This window comes from Bradyrhizobium sp. SZCCHNS2022 (assembly GCF_032377575.1).
In the GTDB taxonomy this organism is placed as follows: Bacteria; Pseudomonadota; Alphaproteobacteria; order Rhizobiales; family Xanthobacteraceae; genus Bradyrhizobium; species Bradyrhizobium aeschynomenes.
This window is the reverse complement of the sequence record NZ_JAUHHZ010000001.1, coordinates 1,530,825-1,549,275: the sequence shown is the minus strand read 5'-3', so window position 1 is coordinate 1,549,275 and position 18,451 is coordinate 1,530,825. Positions and strand designations below refer to the sequence as shown.

General features: G+C 66.3%; 17 protein-coding genes. 6 read left to right on the top strand and 11 right to left on the bottom strand.

Translation table 11 applies throughout. From position 1 onward, the window contains the following. Nucleotides 1-33: 33 nt before the first annotated feature. The 4 genes from QXZ94_RS06785 to QXZ94_RS06770 form a co-directional block, all read right to left on the bottom strand. Complete coding sequence (locus QXZ94_RS06785; RefSeq protein ID WP_315719762.1) at nt 34-888, bottom strand: NADPH-dependent oxidoreductase; 855 nt, start codon at nt 886-888, stop codon at nt 34-36. A 142-nt stretch (nt 889-1,030) separates the two neighbouring features. Then, nucleotides 1,031-2,248 carry an LLM class flavin-dependent oxidoreductase gene (locus QXZ94_RS06780; protein WP_315719761.1) on the bottom strand — a complete coding sequence of 406 codons (1,218 nt, stop codon included), beginning with the start codon at nt 2,246-2,248 and terminating at the stop codon, nt 1,031-1,033. Next, the gene (locus tag QXZ94_RS06775) at nt 2,245-2,619 is read right to left on the bottom strand and encodes a ferredoxin family protein (protein WP_315719760.1); all 375 of its coding nucleotides are present in this window, start codon (nt 2,617-2,619) and stop codon (nt 2,245-2,247) included. Before QXZ94_RS06775 ends, QXZ94_RS06780 begins: the two co-directional genes overlap by 4 nt. Further along, nucleotides 2,616-4,211: an FAD-binding protein gene (locus QXZ94_RS06770; protein WP_315719759.1), complete on the bottom strand. Its 1,596-nt coding sequence runs from the start codon at nt 4,209-4,211 to the stop codon at nt 2,616-2,618. The genes QXZ94_RS06775 and QXZ94_RS06770 overlap by 4 nt, the downstream gene beginning before the upstream one ends. A gap of 448 nt (nt 4,212-4,659) precedes the next feature. Here QXZ94_RS06770 and QXZ94_RS06765 point away from each other — a divergent pair, with 448 nt between their 5' ends. After that, a complete protein-coding gene (locus QXZ94_RS06765; protein ID WP_315719758.1) occupies nt 4,660-6,084 on the top strand; it encodes an FAD/NAD(P)-binding protein in 1,425 nt (474 codons plus the stop codon). Here the strand turns inward: QXZ94_RS06765 and QXZ94_RS06760 are convergent. The 7 genes from QXZ94_RS06760 to QXZ94_RS06730 form a co-directional block, all read right to left on the bottom strand. Next, nucleotides 6,066-6,842 carry a MetQ/NlpA family ABC transporter substrate-binding protein gene (locus QXZ94_RS06760; protein WP_315719757.1) on the bottom strand — a complete coding sequence of 259 codons (777 nt, stop codon included), beginning with the start codon at nt 6,840-6,842 and terminating at the stop codon, nt 6,066-6,068. The two genes, QXZ94_RS06765 and QXZ94_RS06760, sit on opposite strands and share 19 nt — an antisense overlap. Nucleotides 6,843-7,100: 258 nt before the next feature. Then, nucleotides 7,101-7,913: a class II aldolase/adducin family protein gene (locus QXZ94_RS06755; protein ID WP_315726132.1), complete on the bottom strand. Its 813-nt coding sequence runs from the start codon at nt 7,911-7,913 to the stop codon at nt 7,101-7,103. Nucleotides 7,914-7,934: 21 nt separating this feature from the next. Then, nucleotides 7,935-8,600 (bottom strand): methionine ABC transporter permease, encoded by a 666-nt coding sequence (locus tag QXZ94_RS06750; protein WP_315719756.1) that lies wholly within the window; start codon nt 8,598-8,600, stop codon nt 7,935-7,937. Then, nucleotides 8,590-9,714, bottom strand: a complete 1,125-nt coding sequence (locus tag QXZ94_RS06745) for a methionine ABC transporter ATP-binding protein (RefSeq protein ID WP_315719755.1) — start codon at nt 9,712-9,714, stop codon at nt 8,590-8,592. Before QXZ94_RS06745 ends, QXZ94_RS06750 begins: the two co-directional genes overlap by 11 nt. 152 nt (nt 9,715-9,866) lie before the next feature. After that, nucleotides 9,867-10,712: a CmcJ/NvfI family oxidoreductase gene (locus QXZ94_RS06740; protein WP_315719754.1), complete on the bottom strand. Its 846-nt coding sequence runs from the start codon at nt 10,710-10,712 to the stop codon at nt 9,867-9,869. A gap of 694 nt (nt 10,713-11,406) precedes the next feature. Continuing rightward, nucleotides 11,407-12,345, bottom strand: coding sequence for a TauD/TfdA family dioxygenase (locus QXZ94_RS06735; RefSeq protein WP_315719753.1), 939 nt, complete (start codon nt 12,343-12,345; stop codon nt 11,407-11,409). Between the two features lie 29 nt (nt 12,346-12,374). Further along, on the bottom strand, nt 12,375-12,578 hold the full coding sequence (locus QXZ94_RS06730; RefSeq protein WP_315719752.1) for a hypothetical protein: 204 nt from the start codon (nt 12,576-12,578) through the stop codon (nt 12,375-12,377). Nucleotides 12,579-12,767: 189 nt separating this feature from the next. Between QXZ94_RS06730 and QXZ94_RS06725 the strand changes: the two genes are divergently transcribed. The 5 genes from QXZ94_RS06725 (at nt 12,768) to QXZ94_RS06705 (ending at nt 18,450) form a co-directional block, all read left to right on the top strand. Beyond that, nucleotides 12,768-13,091 carry a hypothetical protein gene (locus tag QXZ94_RS06725; protein WP_315719751.1) on the top strand — a complete coding sequence of 108 codons (324 nt, stop codon included), beginning with the start codon at nt 12,768-12,770 and terminating at the stop codon, nt 13,089-13,091. A gap of 132 nt (nt 13,092-13,223) precedes the next feature. Continuing rightward, complete coding sequence (locus QXZ94_RS06720; RefSeq protein WP_315719750.1) at nt 13,224-14,876, top strand: ABC transporter substrate-binding protein; 1,653 nt, start codon at nt 13,224-13,226, stop codon at nt 14,874-14,876. Between the two features lie 39 nt (nt 14,877-14,915). Continuing rightward, nucleotides 14,916-15,923 (top strand): ABC transporter permease, encoded by a 1,008-nt coding sequence (locus QXZ94_RS06715; protein WP_315719749.1) that lies wholly within the window; start codon nt 14,916-14,918, stop codon nt 15,921-15,923. Next, nucleotides 15,920-16,762 (top strand): ABC transporter permease, encoded by an 843-nt coding sequence (locus QXZ94_RS06710; protein WP_315719748.1) that lies wholly within the window; start codon nt 15,920-15,922, stop codon nt 16,760-16,762. The genes QXZ94_RS06715 and QXZ94_RS06710 overlap by 4 nt, the downstream gene beginning before the upstream one ends. Further along, entirely contained in the window at nt 16,741-18,450 is a 1,710-nt protein-coding gene (locus QXZ94_RS06705) for an ABC transporter ATP-binding protein (protein WP_315719747.1), read from the top strand. The genes QXZ94_RS06710 and QXZ94_RS06705 overlap by 22 nt, the downstream gene beginning before the upstream one ends. Nucleotide 18,451: the final 1 nt, after the last annotated feature.

Sequence of the window (18,451 nt, the reverse complement as noted above, 5' to 3'; positions counted from 1 at the left end):
TCCCGGGCCGCCGCCAACATCTACCGCCCGTAGCTACTTCAATCCGAAGCCGAGCGCGCGCAGCGCTTCGGTCAGTCTGTCGCGGCCGTTGAGCGCCTTCGCCGAACCGAGCCGGTTGAGCACCGTGTCCCGCCAGCCGACCGGCGCCACGCCCTGGCTGGTCTGGAACGCGCGCAAAGTCTCGTCATAGGCGGCGATGCCGTGGATCTCATCGGTCGGCGCATAGCGCTCGCGATGCAGAACCACGCTCTGGCGCAGGCGCGGTTTGACGTCCTCGCCGGCCGCGAGATCGGCATAGCCGACGCAGAGGCCGAACACGGCGAGCACATTCGGCGGCAGGCCGAGCTCCTCAGCCACCGCCTGCGGCCGGTTGCGGATCGCGCCGATATAGACCGAGCCGAGGCCGAGCGCCTCGAGCGCGACGACGGCATTCTGCGCAGCGAGAGCTGCGTCGATGATCGCGACGAACAGCGTCTCCAAAAAATGGATGCCATCATCGGGGCGCCCTTCCCGCCGCGCCAGCCGCTCGGCCCGCGACAGATCGGCGAGCCAGACCAGGAACAGCGGCGCCTCGCGGACATGCTTCTGGTTGCCCACGAACTCCGACAGGCGCTGCTTGCGCGCGGGGTCCTCGACCGCGACGACGCTCCAGGTCTGCAGGTTCGACGACGACGCCGCGGACTGCGCCGCAGCCACCAGCGTCTCCACGGTGTGCGGCGGCACCGGATCGGGGCGATAGCTGCGGATCGAGCGGTGCGCCAGGAGATGGCCGAGGATGTCGTCGGCACCGGAAGCGATTGCGGGGATGTCCGCGCCGTAGCGTTTGCGCAGCGCTGCGGTGATGTCGTCGCTCGGAGTCGTCGGTGCCCTCGTTTCGATGATCGTCATTGCCTCAGTCCCCATGCCGGCCGGTCCGCCATTGTCACGGCCGATGTTCGATAGTTGCGTGCGCGTCGGCACCTAGCAAAGCCGACCCGGAGGACGACGGCAATCCCCCGACGGATCATGCGTGCGATGTCGAAAGGCCCAGTTACTCCGCCGCCTGGGCCGTGGTGGGATCAATCACCGGTTGGCGCAAACCCGCCTGCTCCATCAGCGGCAGCACGCGGCGGCCGAAGAAGTCGAGATCCGGCTTGAAGTCGTAGAACGACAGCTGCAGGCCGTCGACGCCGGCCTTCTTCAACTGCACGAACTGCTCGACCACCTGCTCGGGCGTGCCGATCACCTCGATGTTGCCGCCGATCGCCCGGCGCTTCGGCGCATCGACGCCGACGCGGCCGCGCCAGGCATGGGCGTCGCTGTCGAGCCGGTGGAAGTCGCCGACCGGGTCGGCATGGGCGACGATCGCGTCGTGATAGGCCCAGGTCTCGCGCTCGGTCTCGCGGCAGATCACCATCGGATTGAGCAACGTCCGCACCTCGCGGCCGATGTCGCGCGCCGCCTGCTTGACCCGCGCCGTATGCGCGGGCAGCGCAGGGATCGCGCTCTCAAAGCTCGAGCCTGCCGGGCTCGTGATGAAAACGATGTCGGAATAGCGCGCGGCAAAGGCGACGCCGGCATCCGAGCCGGTGGCGTTGACCAGCACCGGCCGGCCGAAGCGCGGCTTCGGCGTCACGAAAGCGCCGTTGAGCTTCCAGGACGACTGGCCGGAGAACGAGTAGTTCTCGCTGTCGCCCCACAGTCGCTGCAGCACTTCGAGAAACTCGGCCGCGAGCTCATAGCGGCGGTCGTGATCGATCCGGCTCCAGCCGAACGCCTCGTGCTCGGCGGCACGGTGGCCGGTGACGACATTGATGCCCCAGCGGCCATTGGAAATGTGGTCGAGCGTGGCGCCGTATTTCGCCAGATGCAGCGGGTGCATGGGACCGTAGAGCACGTGGATCGTCGAGATCAGGATGATGCGCCTGGTCAGGCTCGTCAACGCGGCCGTGGTCATGAAGGAGTCGAGCGCCTCGCCCGTGAACACACCGCCATAGCCGCCCTTCGGCAGCCATTGCGACAGCGCGAACACCAGATCGAAGCCGAGATTCTCAGCAGTCAGCACCAGGTCGCGGTTGTAGTCGAAATGCCATGACGTGGTGCGCGGCAAGTTCGAGGCGCTCCAGCCGCCGGCCTGGATCGGCAGGAACAGGCCGAGCAATAGCGGCTGTTGCAGCGCTTGCGACAACGGGCTGTCCGGCCGGTCGGCCGGTCCCGGAAAGCCGTCGAGACCGACCAGGGCGCCCGGCCGGTGGGAGATGATGGTCATGCTGTCCTCTTGTCGTCGGTCTCGGCTGCGCGCGCGGCCTCGCCGGCCCGGCGAAACACCGTCTCCATCAGCCATTGCTCGTTGGGAAACTGGCCGGCCCATTCGTCCCAGCCGGAATGTTTGCGATATTGACCGAGACGCCCCGAGGCCAATACCTCCGCCGGCGTGATCGCGACGCGGCGGTCGCAATCCGGCGCGACATAGATCGCATCGGCGCGGCAATACAGCTCGCACATGAAGCAGGTCTGGCAATCCTCGACCCGTGCCAGCAAGGGCGGTCCCGACGCCGCGCGGTCGAGCACGTTGGTGGGGCACACGTCGACGCAGGCGCCGCAATCGGTGCAGCGATCGGCAAGAATGAGCTCGATCATGACGCGGCTTCCAACTCGATCGGAGCGTCCGCCGTGCGGCGCATGTCGGCTGCGATCTCGACGCGATCGAGACCACGGCTGACGAGGCGCACCGCGAGGCTTGGGTCGAGGCCGGGATGATCGATCCTGCGATGCAGGCCCCTGCTCTCGGTCCGGCGGCGCGCGGTCGCGACCGACCAGCGTGCCGTGGCGACCAGTGCCGCCGTCTCGCGCGAGCGCATGACATCGCCGCCCGCATGGTCGGAGATCTCGCGCCAGAGACCATCGAGCGCGCGCTGCGACGCCGCCAGCGTCGACTCCTTGCGGAACAGGGTCTTGTCGAAGGGATGCATCTCGGCGCGGACGCCGGCCCTGATGGCGTCGTGATCGAGCGCACGGGTCCGCAAGTGCGGCCGCAGGCCGGCCTGCCCGAGCGGCGTCAAGGTCGAGGCTTTTGCACCGATGCTGCGCGACAGCCGCGCGGCGGCCTGCCCCGCGCGGACGCCCGAGGTCAGCGCCCAGGCCGAATTGATGTTGCCGCCGCCGGAGATCGCACCGGCCACCTTCTCGCGCGAGCCATTGTCGCCGGCGACGAACAGCCCCGGCACCGACGTGCGGCCATCGACATCGTCGACCCTGACACCGCCGAGCCCGCGTATGGTGCCGTCATTGTGCAGCGCTACCTCGAAGCGATCGCGCCAGGGATCGATGCCCCAGCGATCGAACACCAGCGGTACGTTCGGCGAGATCGTGTGCAGCCGGGCCTTGATGTCGCTGGGCAGCCGATGCAGCGAGCAGAACACGGGACCCGCGAGCAACGCCCTAGCCAGCCCGATCGTCTGCTGCGGTCCGAACGGCAGATCGAGCTCGCGGCCGTCAGCGTCGTAATAGGTCGCGAACGCATAGGCCATGCTGCGCGTCATCGTCGAATGCGCCGGCGCGATCGTGTAGGCCGCAGTGAACTCCATGCCCGAGAGATCCGCGCCGGCTTCGGCCGCGAGCAGATAACCGTCGCCGGTGTTGGTGCGCGATCCCAGGAGGTGCGACAGGAAGCTGGTGCCGCCGGCCGCCAGCACGGTTGCGCCTGCGGCGATCTGATAGGGTCGATTGCCGTCCTGCCGACGAAGGCCTCGTGCGCCGCCGATCGTGCCGTCGCCGCGCGCGAGCAGCTCCAGCACCGGCGAATGATCGAGGATGGTGACGCCACTCTCCCGCACAAGGGTACGCAGCGCCCGCATATATTCGGGGCCACGAACGGCGCGATAATTGGTCTCTCCGTCATCGTCGATGCCGAACGCATAGTGGCTCGCGAGCGTCGGCAGCGTGCGCCAGGTCTCGTCGATGATCGCATGCATCCAGGCGGCTTCGCCGAGCCCGAGCCCGGCGGCGACACGCTGACCCACGGCCTGCTCGCGCGCACCAGGCGGCACCCACCAATGGCCCGGGCCCGCCGCGGCCGTGACGCCGCTGGTGCCGCAATGGCCCTTGTCGACCAGGATCACCCGCGCGCCGGCACGCGCGGCCGAGATCGCAGCCCAGGCGCCGGCCATGCCGCCACCGATCACGAGCACATCTGCGGTGAGCATGAGTGGATCAGTCACGTTACCCGTCACGAGGCGACCCGACGCGCCACCCGCAAGGCCCGCGCTCCCGTTAGTTCTGCCGGCATCACCCGCGCAATCATGGTCCGAACTCCGCAGCCCTGCGCGCAAACGACGCACATGCGCAGCCATGGTCATCCAGCACATCGCCGCTGGCAATTTCAGAATTGCGCGATTTTCGAACGCTCTGTTCTCGCCGCGATCCGTGATCGGAGAAGAATTCGGTCGCGCGTTCCCGGCCCTATCGTCGCCCGGCCTTCCAGTCGGCGCTTATGACAATTCTCATGTGCCATCGTTCATGACGACATACTTGCGACAACAATCCGCACTTTCCTGGAACAAATTCGACCGGAACATGCCGAGACTTGGAAGATTTGTCTTTCCGAAGCCGGCCGCCGGTTTCCGTGCTAGATTATGAACGTTACGCACCGCCCGCGCGCGAGAGAAAAGGCATCTCTGCATGAGCCGTTTTCCGGAACGACACATCATCATCGTTGGCGGCGGCGCATCCGGCGTGCTTCTGGCCTATCAACTGCTGCAACGCCTTGAGTCTGATATCCGCGTCACCCTGATCGAGAAGCGTTCGGAGGTCGGCCGCGGGCTCGCCTATCACACCGGAAATGCCGATCATTTGCTCAACGTGCGCGCCGCCAACATGAGCGCGCTGCCGGATGATCCCGACCATTTCTGGCGCTGGCTATCGACCCATGAGCATGGCCTTCAGCTCTGCCCCGATCCGTTCTGCTTCGTGCCTCGCCGGCTCTATGGCGACTACATCGCTAGCCTGATCGCGCCGTTCCTTGCGACCGAGGGCGGTGCGCAGCGGCTCGCCATCATCCAGGGCGAATGTGTGGCGGTCAGCGAAGGTCGCGACGGCGTCACCGTCAGCCTCGCCAACGGCACGCGCCAGCTCGGCGACGTCGCAGTGTTCGCCACGGGCCATGATGCCGCGATCCCGCGCTCGGCCTGGCATGCCGATCCCTGGATCAACCCGTCCGTTCCCGGCTTCAGCCGCGACTCGGCGGTGCTCATTCTCGGCGCGGGCCTGACGATGGCGGACTACGTGCTGTCGCTGTTGCGCGAGGGCCATCGCGGCCAGATCCTCGCGATCTCGCGCCGCGGCCTGATGGCGAGGGGACATCGGCGCATTGCTCCCTGCAGGATCAGCGAAGACGAGGTTCCGTTCGGCGCGCGAGGCAGCGTTCTGCTGCGCTGGTTCAGGCAACGGATTGCCGCCCACATCGCCGAGGGCGGCGACTGGCGCGCCGTCATCGATGCCGTGAGGCCGTTCAGCCACCGGCTGTGGCAGGACCTGCCGCCGGCGTCCAAGCGCAGCTTCCTGGAACATGCGCGGGCGTGGTGGGACGTGCATCGCCACCGCATGGCGCCCGAGGTCGAGGAGCGGATCGCACGCGCGATCGCGGACGGCCAGCTCCAAGTTGCCGCCGCCAAGCTCGTCAAGATCGACGGCGGCACGCAAGGCGCTCGCGCGCATTATCGCCGGCGCGGCCGGAGCGAAATCGAGACGCTCGAGGCCGGCGCCGTGATCGACTGCACAGGCATCGTCAAAGATCCTCGCGCCACCGCCAATCCAGCAGTCCGCAGCCTGTTCGACCAGGGGCTGGCGCGCTGCGACGCCTTGCGGATCGGTATCGAGGTCACCGCTGATTGCGCCATCGTCGGCGCCGATGGCACGCCATCGCAGCGGCTGTTCGCGATCGGCCCGCTGACGCGCGCCGCTTTCTGGGAGATCATCGCGATCCCCGATATTCGCAGCCAATGCGCCGATCTGGCCGACCGGCTGTTGCAGGCCCGCCCGATCACCGTGCCGCCGGTCGATGCGCCGGCGCTGGCCGCAGCCGGAGATCACCAGGTCGCGATATAGGTGCCCTTGAAGCGCGTATCGAGGAACGCCTTGACCGGCTCCGAGTGGTACGCCTCGATCAACTGCTTGACCCAGGGCTTGTCCTTGTCCTCCTCGCGCACCGCGAGGATGTTGACCCACGGCCCTTCCGCATTCTCGCGCGCGATCGCGTCCTTGGCGGGATTGAGCCCGGCCTGCACCGCGTAGTTGTTGTTGATCGAGACCAGGTCGACGTCGGCCAGCGCGCGCGGCAGCTGCGCGGCGTCGAGCTCGACGAATTTCAGCTTCTTGGGATTGTCGGTGATGTCGGCGACCGTCGCGGCGACATTGGTGGGATCCTTCAGCTTGATCACGCCATGCAGCGCCAGGATCATCAGCCCGCGCGCGCCGTTCGAGGGATCATTGGCAATCGCGACCTTGGCGCCTTCGGGAAGCTCCGCCAGCGTCTTGTACTTCTGCGAGTAGACGCCCTGAGGCGAAGCGATGGTGGTGGCGACCTTGACGATCTTCCAGCCGGTCTTGGAGATCTGGTTCTTCAAATAGGGCTCGTGCTGGAACGAGTTCGCCTCCAGATCCTTCAGCGCCAGCGCCTGGTTCGGGATCACGTAGTCGGTGAATTCGACGACCTTGATGTCGAGCCCACGCTCGGCCGCGACCTTCTTCACGACATCGATGATCTCGGCATGCGGGCCAGCGGTGACACCGACCCGGATGGTTTCGGCCTGCGCGGGAAGCGCGAGGGACAGTAAGGCGGCAAGCGCAACAACGGGACGTAACATTCAAGTCTCCAACCAAACAAACAAGTTCCGCTGGTGACTAGCCCTGGCGCCGCAAAGGATCAATCGCAGCTGCGAACAAAACAATGGACGCGCTTCCGACATCAATGTTTGTGTACGAATGTTCTTTATTCGGCTCCTTGCCGATCGATTTGTTCTCTCCCCGCGTAGCCCGGATGAGCCAAGCGACATCCGGGGTCACACGAGCCGCCGAGGAGAACCCGCATGTCGCTGGCGCTCATGCGGGCTACGGCGCTCAACTCAGTTGAACAGGTCCGGCTCTTGCGCCGTGATCCAGTCCCACAGCGGCTGGAAGCTGAAATAACCGCCCTTGTGGGTGCCGACCTGCCCCGCCGTGTGCTTGGCGATCTCGTGCGGGATCGGCTTGGTCGGTCCCGCCGCCTCGGCCAGCAATTGCGTCCGCGCGGCATTGTCCATCGCGATGTACCACCAAGCCGTCGCCTCGATGGTCGGGCCGACCGTCAGCAGGCCGTGATTCTGCAGGATCGCGGCCTTCTTGGTGCCGAGCGCAGCCGCGATCTTCTTGCCCTCCTCGGCATCGAGCACAACGCCGGTGAAAGGGTCGAACAGCACGTGGTCGTCGTAGAAGGCACAGGAATCCTGCGTCAGCGGATCGAGCAGCCGGCCCAGCGCGGAGAACGCCTTGCCATAGGTCGAATGCGTATGCGCGGCGGCGATCACCTGGGGATGCGCGGCGTGGATCGCAGAATGGATGACGAAGCCGGCCTGATTGATCGGCTTGTTGCCGATCAGGATGTTGCCGTCGTGGTCGACGAGCTGCAGGTCGGAGACCTTGATCTGGCTGAAATGCGTTGACAGCGGATTGATCCAGAACCGGTCCGGCAACTCCGGATCGCGCACCGTGACGTGGCCAGCCAGACCCTGATCGAAGCCGTAACGCGCAAACAGGCGGAAGGTCGCGGCAAGCCGCTGCTTGCGATGTAGCCGCTCCTCCTCGAAGGTGGCTGCGGGCGCGCGCTCGACCAGCGCAAACTTCCTGGGCCGTTCGACGATCTCGTTCATGGTCGTTTCCTCCTGCTCGGCTGCGTCGATTGAACCCGTATCCGCGTCAGCTCAGCGCTGCCGCAAGCGGCGGTTGAGCCGGCGCGCAAGATGGTCGCCGATGGTCTGCACCGTCTGCACCAGCGCGATCAGCACGACCACCACGGCCAGCATCATTTCCGGCATGAATCGCTGATAGCCATAGCGGATGCCGAGATCGCCGAGGCCGCCACCACCGACAGCGCCGACCATCGCGGAGTAGCCGAGCAGGCTGACCACCGCGAGCGTCAAGGCCAGCACCAGGCCCGGCAGCGCCTCCGGGATCAGCACCTTGAACACGATCTGCAGCGGCGTCGCGCCGAACGATGACGCGGTCTCGATCAGGCCGGCATCGACCTCGCGGATGGCCGCTTCGACCAGCCGCGCGATGAACGGCGTCGCAGCGACGGTCAGCGGCACGATCGCCGCACCCGAACCGATCGAGGTGCCGGCCACGAGACGCGTGAACGGGATGATGGCGACGACGAGGATGATGAAGGGCGTTGAACGCGTCGCATTGACGACGACCCCGAGCGCTGCGTTCACGGCGGGAGCCGCGAACAGCTCGCCCTTGCGGCTGGTTGCCAGGAAGATGCCGAGCGGCAGACCCAGGGCGGTCGCGACCAGGGCCGCGGTCGACACCATGAACAGGCTCTCGCCGGTGGCCTGGACGATCAGGTTGATGAGCTCAGGCGACATAGCCGAGACGCTCCGCTGCGAACTGTTGTTGAGAGAGATAAGCGAGCGTCTGCCGCGCCGCAGCCTCGCCACCGGGGATGCCGAGGATCAGCGAGCCGACATGCTGACCGCCGATCTCATCGATGCGCGCCGACAGCAGCGCGACGTCGATCGACAGCTCGCGGGCGAGCCGCGCGACCAAGGTGTCGCCGGCATCGGTGCCGCGCACCTGCACGCGAATGACCGCCTGCCCGATCGCGGTCGGCTCCTGCACGAGCCGGCTCGCCAGCGACACCGGAACGGCATCGCCGAGCGCTTCGGCCAGGAAGGTCTGCGTCGTCGGGTGCTTCGGATGGGTGAAGATGTCGGCGACATGGCCGCGCTCGACCACGCGCCCGTCATCGATCACGACGACCTCCTTGGCGAGCTGGCGGACCACCGACATCTCGTGGGTGATGAGAATGATCGTGACGCCGAGCTCGCGGTTGATGTTGGCGAGCAGATCGAGGATGGCGCGCGTCGTCTGCGGATCGAGCGCCGAGGTCGCCTCGTCCGACAGCAGCACGTCCGGCCGCGTCGCGAGCGCGCGCGCAATGCCGATGCGCTGCTTCTGCCCGCCGGACAGCTCCGACGGATAGCGGTCGTGCTTGTCGGCGATGTCGACCAGCTCGAGCAGTTCGCCGACGCGGGTCCGGATATCGGCCTTCGTCCAGCCGGCGACCTCGAGCGGCAGGGCGATGTTGTCGGCCGCGGTGCGCGAGGACAGCAGGTTGAAGTGCTGGAAGATCATTCCGATCGAGCGCTGCGCCAGCCGCAGCTGCTGCCCGCTCAGCGCCGAGATCTCGCGCCCGTCGACGATGACGCGGCCCGTGCTCGGCTTCTCCAGCCCGTTGATCAGCCGCACCAGACTCGACTTGCCGGCACCGGAGCGCCCGATCACGCCGGTGATCGAGCCGCGCGCGATCGCGAAATCGATCTCCTTGAGCGCCGCGACGGCAGGCTTGTCGCGATAGGCGGGATAGGTCTTGGAGAGCGCCTCGAAGCGGACCATCGGCGCGGCGACGGCTGCTTCCGGCACGACCGGCTCTACCGGCCGGATCGGCTCGGCGACAGCGAGGGACGAGTGGGCATTCATGAGAGAACCTTGATTGGACGTGCTGCAGCGCACGCATTCACCTCACCATCGCCTGCGAGCGGTCCGGAGGCAATTTCAGAAATGCCCGAAGTCATGGACGAAGCTTCTCGTGCAGTGGCGCGTCGTGAAACATCATGCTCCCCGACGCATCCTCAATTGTAATGGAACACCAGCGTCCTTAGCTCGATGCTCTCGCGCGGCGCGGCATCCGCGGGCGTGGTCGGATCGACGAAGGCAGTATGCGGCCCGAACCGGGTGCGGCCGTCGGTCGCCGAATCGTAGCATTTCAGTAGCAGCGCCTCGTCCACCGTCATCTCCGGAAAATAGAACCAGCGATGCGCCGGATTGTACGTGACCGAATAGGTCTCGCCGTTGCGGTTCGGATAGATCAGGTCGGAGGCGACGAGATCCTCAGGCGCGACGGTGGTGGCATCGCACATCGCGAGCGGACTGTCGCGCAGCGGACCGATGATCGGGCGCCAGAGATTGATGACCTGGACCCGGCCGCGCAGCAGGGCATCGGCTTCGTCACCCAGATGCTCGCGCACCCGGTTTGCACCTGATGCCACAGTCTGGTCGACATGAACGCGTGTCGCCGGCTGTCGCGGGCCGCCGTCGCGGACATCGGCGGCGCCGGGGACGCGCTTGCGCACGGTGTGATCGAAGATGACGACACGATCGGCGCGCAAGGTCGCGCGAATGAACGCCTCGGCCGCCGGATAGTAGACGGAGCGGACTTCCTTTTCATTGGTGAAGTCACGCACGAAGGTCGGGTGCCGCACCAGCGCAAAGCCCTCGCGATCGAGCGAGAACGAGGATGCGATCGGGCGGCCGTCGAACACCGGCACCCGGTGCGGCTCCGGCAGCGCCGTCGATTTCGGCTCACCCGGCGGCGGATCGAACGCGTAGGTGCGCGGCTTGGCCGGTGTCGGGGCCAGATAGTTCAGCTCGGCGAGTACGAAGGGCAGCGCTTCGATCTTTCTCTCAACCAGGCTCATGAGATGTCTCCGGGCAGTTTCATGCGATTGCATGGAGCTTGGGCGGCGCCGGCTGACAGAACAAGCCGATGCCGGAAATAGCAACGCGCCTGCTTCCGGGACGGCCTGGCGTAGAGGGAGCTTGCCTGCAGGAGGAGGCTCGCGACCGTGGTATTCTTCCGGGCTCCACCTCCGACCCCAGGACATGGCTGGCATGACATGATCGCGGCCAGCTTCTGCGGGTCATCGTGTCCTCGTGCACTCGAGTGCTGATCGCTCCAGCAGAAAATTGTTGCACGATCACACGGCAATTCGCCTGTCCCATTTCATTGACGACATTCACCGTCCTCCTAAACTTATCGGTATTGCAGCGCGCTCCCGCCCAACAGCACCATCAGACGCCGCCAATGTCAGCCGCAGCTCCGCAGGTCTTCGCCATCGACCTGGGCCCGCGTCCAGCCTTCGTATTCGCCGCGCAGGATCACAGCTCAGCGCAAAGCCTGGTGCGATCGCCGGACTTGCTGCGCGCGATCGACGCCTTTTGCCGGCTCAGGCGCCCCGCGCAGGCGGAAAGGCTCGCGCTCCGAGCGAGGCGGCGATCTATCTCGACCGCGCCGACGAGTTGGCCGAAGACGCGATCTGTCGCCTGCTCGTGGTTCATCTCGGCCCGGGCTGACGCCGCGGGAGAGATCGCTCTCGCCGCGGCGCGAGTGCCCTACTCCGCGGCCTCGCTGAGATCGAGCCGTGCCCGCGGGCTCTCGCCGGTCACCACCGACACCCGCTCGCCCCAGCGCTCTTCGGGATAGTAGTCCCATACGGCATGGTGCTGGCTCGCCCAATTGTCCCAGACCAGCAGCGAGTTGGGCCGCCACTGTACCCGCGTCTGCAGCGCGAGCTGGCTCTCGACATGGCGGAACAAGAGCTGCAGCAGCGCGTCGCTCTCGCGCCGCGTCAGCTGCACGATGTGCGAGGTGAAGGAGGCGTTGACGTAGAGGAATTTGCGGCCGGTGCGCGGATGGGTCACGACCACCGGATGCTCCGATTGCGGATAGGTCTTGCCGGGATCCGGCTTGGCGCCGTAGCCGGCGGTCCAGGCCAATGATCCGTCATGGATCGCGGTCAAGCCGTCGAGCAGCTGCTTGATCGGATCCGACAGGAATTCATAGGCGAGATACATGTTGGCAAACGCCGTGTCGCCGCCGAGCGGCGGCGTCTTCGTCACCCGCAGCAGCGAGACTGCGATCGGGCTCGGATCGCAGGAGACGTCCGGGTGCCAGCCGTCGCCGGCGGTGAAGCGCGAATTCGCATCCGTCTTCCACGACAGGAATTCCGGGTCGAACGGCCCGTCGTGACGGAAACGTGTCGCCGCCAGTTCGTGCCGATGCAGCGACTTGCCGAAGCGGCGCGCGAAGCGCTTGTGGTCCTCCTTGGAGATGTCCTGATCACGAAACACGATCGCCAGGTTTTCGTCGAGCGCGCGGTGGATCTCCGCGAACTGCACATCGGAAACGTCCTTTGCGAGATCGACCCCGCCGATCTCCGCGCCGATCGTCGGACCGAGTTGCCTCACCTCGATCGTCTCGTAGGGCTGGCGCTTGGCGCCGTTCCAGGCCTGGATGGCGAGCTTGTCGTTGAAGTCCCTGTAGAAGCTCATGAGCGATGGTCCTTATGTCGATAGGAAAGTCAGAGGCGGGCACGGCGCACGCGTCCGCCGCTGCTGGCGACGAGCGCACGGGCGGCACGTTCGGCATCGCGCGCCGATGTGAAGGACTGCCCTTCCAGGCTGTCGAACGCGCGCTCGGACGAGAAGAAGCTGAAGCCGCGCTCGTCGGCGGTGACGATGCCCGCGGTGCGGTTGAAGACTTCGATGACAAAGGCTGTCGGCATGATTGATCATTCGCCGCCTTGCGCAGCGGCGCTCCTGTCGGATCTGCAAATCGTTGATTGAGGTGAGTTCGGCTGCAGCGATCAGCAACAGGCCCCGGTCGCCGCCGAGAAGCAGCGTCCGGCGCGGCGCTTGCGCACCAGGCAACGGGCTGCGGTTCTGGTTCTCATCTGGCGATCCGTGGTTGTGCGATGACGGCGGTGAATATCGGCGCACGCCTTTCTCCGGTCAATGAAATGGAACTTCAAAGATCGCGAGCCGGCGCATCGTTTGTTTCAGAACCGGACACGCCGAAGCAAATAGTCGTTCGTCGCGTATCCACCGGATTGCAATGGATTTGCAGATACCGTGAGTGGATCCGGCACAGGTCATCGTCGCTGCAGCGCTTTCCGGTCGGAGCGCAGCTTCCCTCGGCGCTCGTCATTCGCGGCATATCAGACGACGTGGTCATCAGCATGGTGGCGTTTGCCGTCGTGACTACGACAGAAACGAAGCCAAGGCGCCGAACTGAGTGACAGCTGCACTGAATCGCCGGCGATCCGGAGGGGTTTGTTGCCGGTCTCAAGCAAACTTTGGAATGGTCAGATTCGAAGTTTTCGCTTTTGCTAGGCAACCTCTGAATTCGGTTGATGCGGATGGCTGCCCCGATGATCTCACGCCTTGCTTCGTTCCCGCTTTCGCGTCGCCGCTTGCTGCTGAGCGGGTTTGCAGCCGCTGCAGCATCTCTGGTGGCGGTGACGGACCTTCCTGTCGCGCGCAGCGCCAGCGCGCCGAAGAACGGCGGCGACATCGTCTTCCTGATCGACTCGCTGGGCAGCACCTGGATCCCCAACAACAGCGCGATCTCGAGCTTCCAGGGCCACATCTGGGGCCACGTCACCGACAAGCTCGTCTATGTCGATGCCGACGGCAAGGTCAGTCCCTGGATCGCCGAGGGCTGGGAGCAGAACGAGGACGCCACCTCATTTATTCTTCACCTGAAGAAGGGTGTGACCTTCTCCGACGGCACGCCGCTCGACGCCGCCGCCGTGGTCGCCAATCTCGACATCTGGTATGCGGGCCGCAAGAACGAAGGCATCAACCCGATCGGCCTGTTTCCGAAGACCTACAAAAGCGCCGAGGCGGTCGATGCCGCCACGGTGAAGGTGTCGTTCAAGGCGCCGACGCTCGGCTTCATCCCGACGCTCGGCTATCACGGCTCGATCCTGATCTCGCCGAAAACGCTGACGCAGCCCGCCAGCCAGCAGGCCGATCTCGGCAAGACCTCGGGCAGCGGCCCCTACGTGGTCCAGTCCTGGAAGGAAGGCGACTTCGTCAAGCTGGTCAAGCGCAAGGACTACAATTGGGGCCCCGCGGCCGTCGGCCACACCGGCCCTGCCTTCCTCGATTCGATCACCTACAAGCTGGTCGCGGAGCAGTCGCTGCGCGTCGCCGCGGTTCAGTCCGGCCAGGCCGATGTCGCCTACAACGCCTCTCCGCAGGAGCTGAAATCGCTCAAGGACGCCGGCTTCACCGTGGCGACGCCGCGCTATCTCGGCTTCGTCAACGGCTGGGCGATCAACACCAAGCTCGAACCCTACAACGACGTCAAGGTGCGCCAGGCGTTGCAGGCCGCGATCAACCGGCAGGAGATCATCGACACCGTCTATACGCCGGAGTGGAAGCTCGCGACCTCGTTCATCCAGAGCAACGTGCCCGGCGCCACCGACCAGAGCGCGCTCTTGGCCTACGATCCCGACAAGGCCGGCAGGCTGCTCGACGAGGCCGGCTGGGTCAAGGGCGCCAATGGCGTCCGCAGCAAGGACGGCAAGCCGCTGACCTTGACGCTCTACTCCAATCCGTACCTCGCGACGGCAAAGCCGGTCGACGAGCTGATCGCCCAGCAGCTCGGCAAGGTCGGCTGGAAGGTCTTCATCCGCGCCTATGACGTCGTCACTTTCGGCGAGAAGGTCGCGTTCGGCGGCCCGGCGGTCCCGGCCTATGAGGTGACCCGCAGCTTCATCGATGCCGGCACCGTGGCCAGCATCCTGACCAACGCCAACAATGGCGAGAACTGGTTCGCGCTCGGCGAGAGCGACGGCAAGCTCAACGAGCTGCGCGACAGGATCGCCAGCGCCGGCACAACCGAGATTCGCGCGCCGCTGCTCGACGAGCTGCAGCGCTACGTGCTGACGCAAGGCTATTTCATCCCGCGCACGCAGATCGTGCAGCGCATCTACGTGCAGTCACCGCGGCTCAAGGGCGTGGTCTACAACGGCATCGCCTATGCCAGCTACTATACGGCGACGAAGGGTGAGTAGCCTGCCGTTGCGGACAGGTCGGGTGAGGAGGCAGGCCACATGAGCAACGCCTATCTCGGCTTTGCCGCACGGCGGCTCGCCCAAGCCATCGTCGTCATCCTGCTGGCCTACGTCTTCACCTTCGTCGTCGTCAGCATCCTGCCCGGCGATCCCATCACCAACGTGCTGCGCGATCCGCAGAACGGCTTCACCGAGGACGAGATCCGGCAGATCATCGCAGCCCAGGGTCTCGACAAGCCGGTGCTGGTGCAGCTCTGGACGTCGCTGACGCACTTCTTGGTCGGCGATTTCGGACTGTCGATGCGCTCCAGCCGGCCGGTCACGACGTTGATCGCCGAGGTTCTGCCGTCGACCTTGATCCTCGCGTCATCGGGGTTCGCGGTCGCGCTGCTGCTGGCAAGCGGTATCGCTTACGGCACGCAGTTCGTGCCGAAGCGATACGGCCAGGGACTGATGCGCGGCTTTCCATCACTGTTCCTGTCGGTGCCCAATTTCGTCATCGGCCTGGTGCTGATCCATTTGTTCGGCTTCCAGCTCGGCCTGTTCAAGGTGATCGCGCCGAACAGTTTCTGGGCGACGTTGTTCGCCGCGGTCGCGCTCGGCATTCCCGTGTCGGCGCAGATCGCGGAGGTCCTGATCGCCAATCTCGACCATGAGCGGGCGCAGGACTACGCCACCGTCGCCCGCAGCCGCGGTCTCGGGCCTCTTCGTCTGTTCTTCAAGCATCTGCTCAAGCCGTCGTCGCTGCCGGTCGTCACCATCATCGCGCTCACGCTCGGGGAGCTGCTCGGCGGCTCGCTGATCACCGAGACGGTGTTCGGCCGCACCGGCATCGGCAGCCTGGTGCAGCGCTCGGTGAGCACGCAGGATCTGCCGGTACTGCAGGCGGTGGTCTCGCTCGCCGCCGTGGTGTTCGTGCTCGTGAACCTGCTCGCCGATCTCGTCTATCCGCTGCTCGACCCGCGCGTGAAGCTGATCGGTGCCGCCAGCCGTCGCCCGACCACGGCGGACGAGGCCGCCGTGCCTCCGCAGGCGGTGACGCCATGAGCCTTCTCACCTCCTCCGCATTCGTGCCGGCGGCCAGCCGGCTGACGGCTCTCAGGATCCCGCCGACAGTGCTGCTGTCCTTCGCCGTGATTGCGCTCGTGATCGCCTGGTCGGTCGCGCCCGGCCTGTTCGCAAGCCACAGCCCCATCAACGGCGTCCCCGCCGACAAGCTGCTCAGTCCCAGCGCCGCGCATTGGTTCGGCACCGACCATCTCGGCCGCGACCTCTATGCCCGCGTCGTGCATGGCACGGCGTCGTCGGTGAGCTCCGCCCTGATCGCCGTCGGCATCGCGGCCGTTGCCGGCGGCCTGATCGGCCTGCTCTCCGGCTTCTTCGGCGGCTGGGTCGACATCGTGCTGGCGCGTCTCGTCGACGTGCTGCTGGCGATCCCGCATTTCCTGCTCGCCGTGATCATCGTCACCGCGCTCGGCTTCGACACGACCAACGCGGCGATCGCGACCGGCATCTCGGCGGTGGCGGTGTTCGCCCGCGTGATGCGCTCGGAGGTGATCAAGACGCGGCAGGCGGTGTTCGTCGAGGCTACGTTCCTGCTCGGCGGCTCGCGCTGGCACATCCTGTTGCGGCATGTGCTGCCGAACGCCTCGCGCTCGGTGCTGCCGCTCGCGGTGTTGCAGTTCGGCCTGTCGATCCTGGTGATCGCCAGCCTCGCCTTCCTCGGTTATGGCGACCCGCCGCCGGCCTCCGACTGGGGCCTCCTGATCTCCATCGGCAAGGACTATCTGAAATGGCCGTGGCTGGTCTACGCGCCGGCGTTCGTCACGATCGGGACCGTGCTCTCATTGAACAGGATCAGCCGATGGCTTCGCCGGACAGACTGAGCGCCACATTCAGCCGCGACACCCACGAGGCGCCAGCGTTGCAACCCTCCTCTCCCCTGCTCCACGTGGATAGCCTGTCCGTGTCCTATGGCGGACAGCAGGTCGTGTCCGGCGTCAGCTTCGAGCTCGGCCGCGGGAGGAGCCTTGCGCTGATCGGCGAGTCCGGCTCAGGCAAGTCGACGATCGCCCGCGCGGTGCTGCGGCTGCTGCCGAGCGGCGGACAGGCGACCGGTCGAGTCGCCTTCGACGGCCAGGATGTGCTCGCGCTGTCCGAGCGCCGCTTCCGGCCGCTGCGCGGCCGCGCCATCGGCTTCGTGCCGCAGGACCCCGGCAACGCGCTGAACCCGGTACGCACGATCGGCGCCCAGGCGCTGGAGGCCGCCGCGCTGCTCGACGAGCCGGACCAAAGAGTCCGGCAGCAGCGTATCCTGGAGACGTTCGCGCAGGTCGGGCTCGACAATCCCCAGCGCGTCATCGAGTCCTATCCGCATCAGCTGTCCGGCGGCATGCTGCAGAGGGTGCTGATCGGTCTCGCGGTGCTGCCACGGCCGTCCTTGCTGGTCGCGGACGAGCCGACCTCCGCGCTCGACGTCACCATCCAGAAGCGCATCCTCGATCTGCTGTCGCGATTGCAGGCCGAGCTCGACATCAGCCTGCTGCTGATCACCCACGACCTCGCGATCGCCGCCGAGCGGACCGATGCGCTGGTGGTGCTGAAGGACGGCATCGTCCAGGAGGCCGGCCGGACGTCATCCGTGTCCTCCGCGCCGGCCTCGGCCTATGCGCGGAAGCTGCACGCCGACGCCCCGGCGCTTAATCCCGACCGCTACGCAAGCTTGCGCGCCTCCGGCACCGGCAACCTCGCACAGGGCGCCGCCGCAAAGATCGCCGTCCACTCCGTCACCAAGACCTTCACCGTCGGCGACCGGACACTGACGGCCGTCGACGGCGTATCGTTCACCGTGCCGGCCGGCACCACGCATGCGCTGGTCGGCGAGTCCGGCTCGGGCAAGACAACGACGATCAGGCTGCTGCTCGGGCTCGAACAGCCCGACAGCGGCACGATCGCGGTCGCTGGCGAGACGCTCAATGGCCGCTCGCCGGAGGCTTTACGTTCGGCATGGCGGCACCTGCAGCTGATCTACCAGAATCCGTTCACCTCGCTCGACCCGACCTGGACCGTCGCGCGCCTCGTCCGCGAGCCGCTGGATCGGTTCAAGATCGGCACAGCGGAGGCTCGGAGCGTGCAGGTCCGGCAGGCGCTGGCCGATGTCGGTCTCGGCGAGCATCTGCTCGCGCGCAAGCCCGGCGCGCTGTCGGGCGGCCAGCGCCAGCGCGTGGCGATCGCCCGCGCGCTCGTGCTGAGACCGGATGTGATCGTGCTCGACGAACCGACCTCGGCGCTCGATGTCACCGTCCAGGCCGACATCGTCGAGGTGCTGCTGTCGCTGCAGGCGAGCCTCGGATTGACCTATGTGTTCGTCTCGCATGATCTGGCGCTGGTGCGTCAGCTCGCCCACACCGTCTCGGTCATGCATCGCGGCCGCATCGTCGAGCACGGCACCGTCTTCGAGATCTTCGACACGCCCCGCGAGGGCTATACGCGAACGCTGCTCGCGTCGATACCCTCGGGCGCGGCGGCTCAGACGTCTGCACCGCAGCGCCGCACGATGATCACGGCCGCCTGAT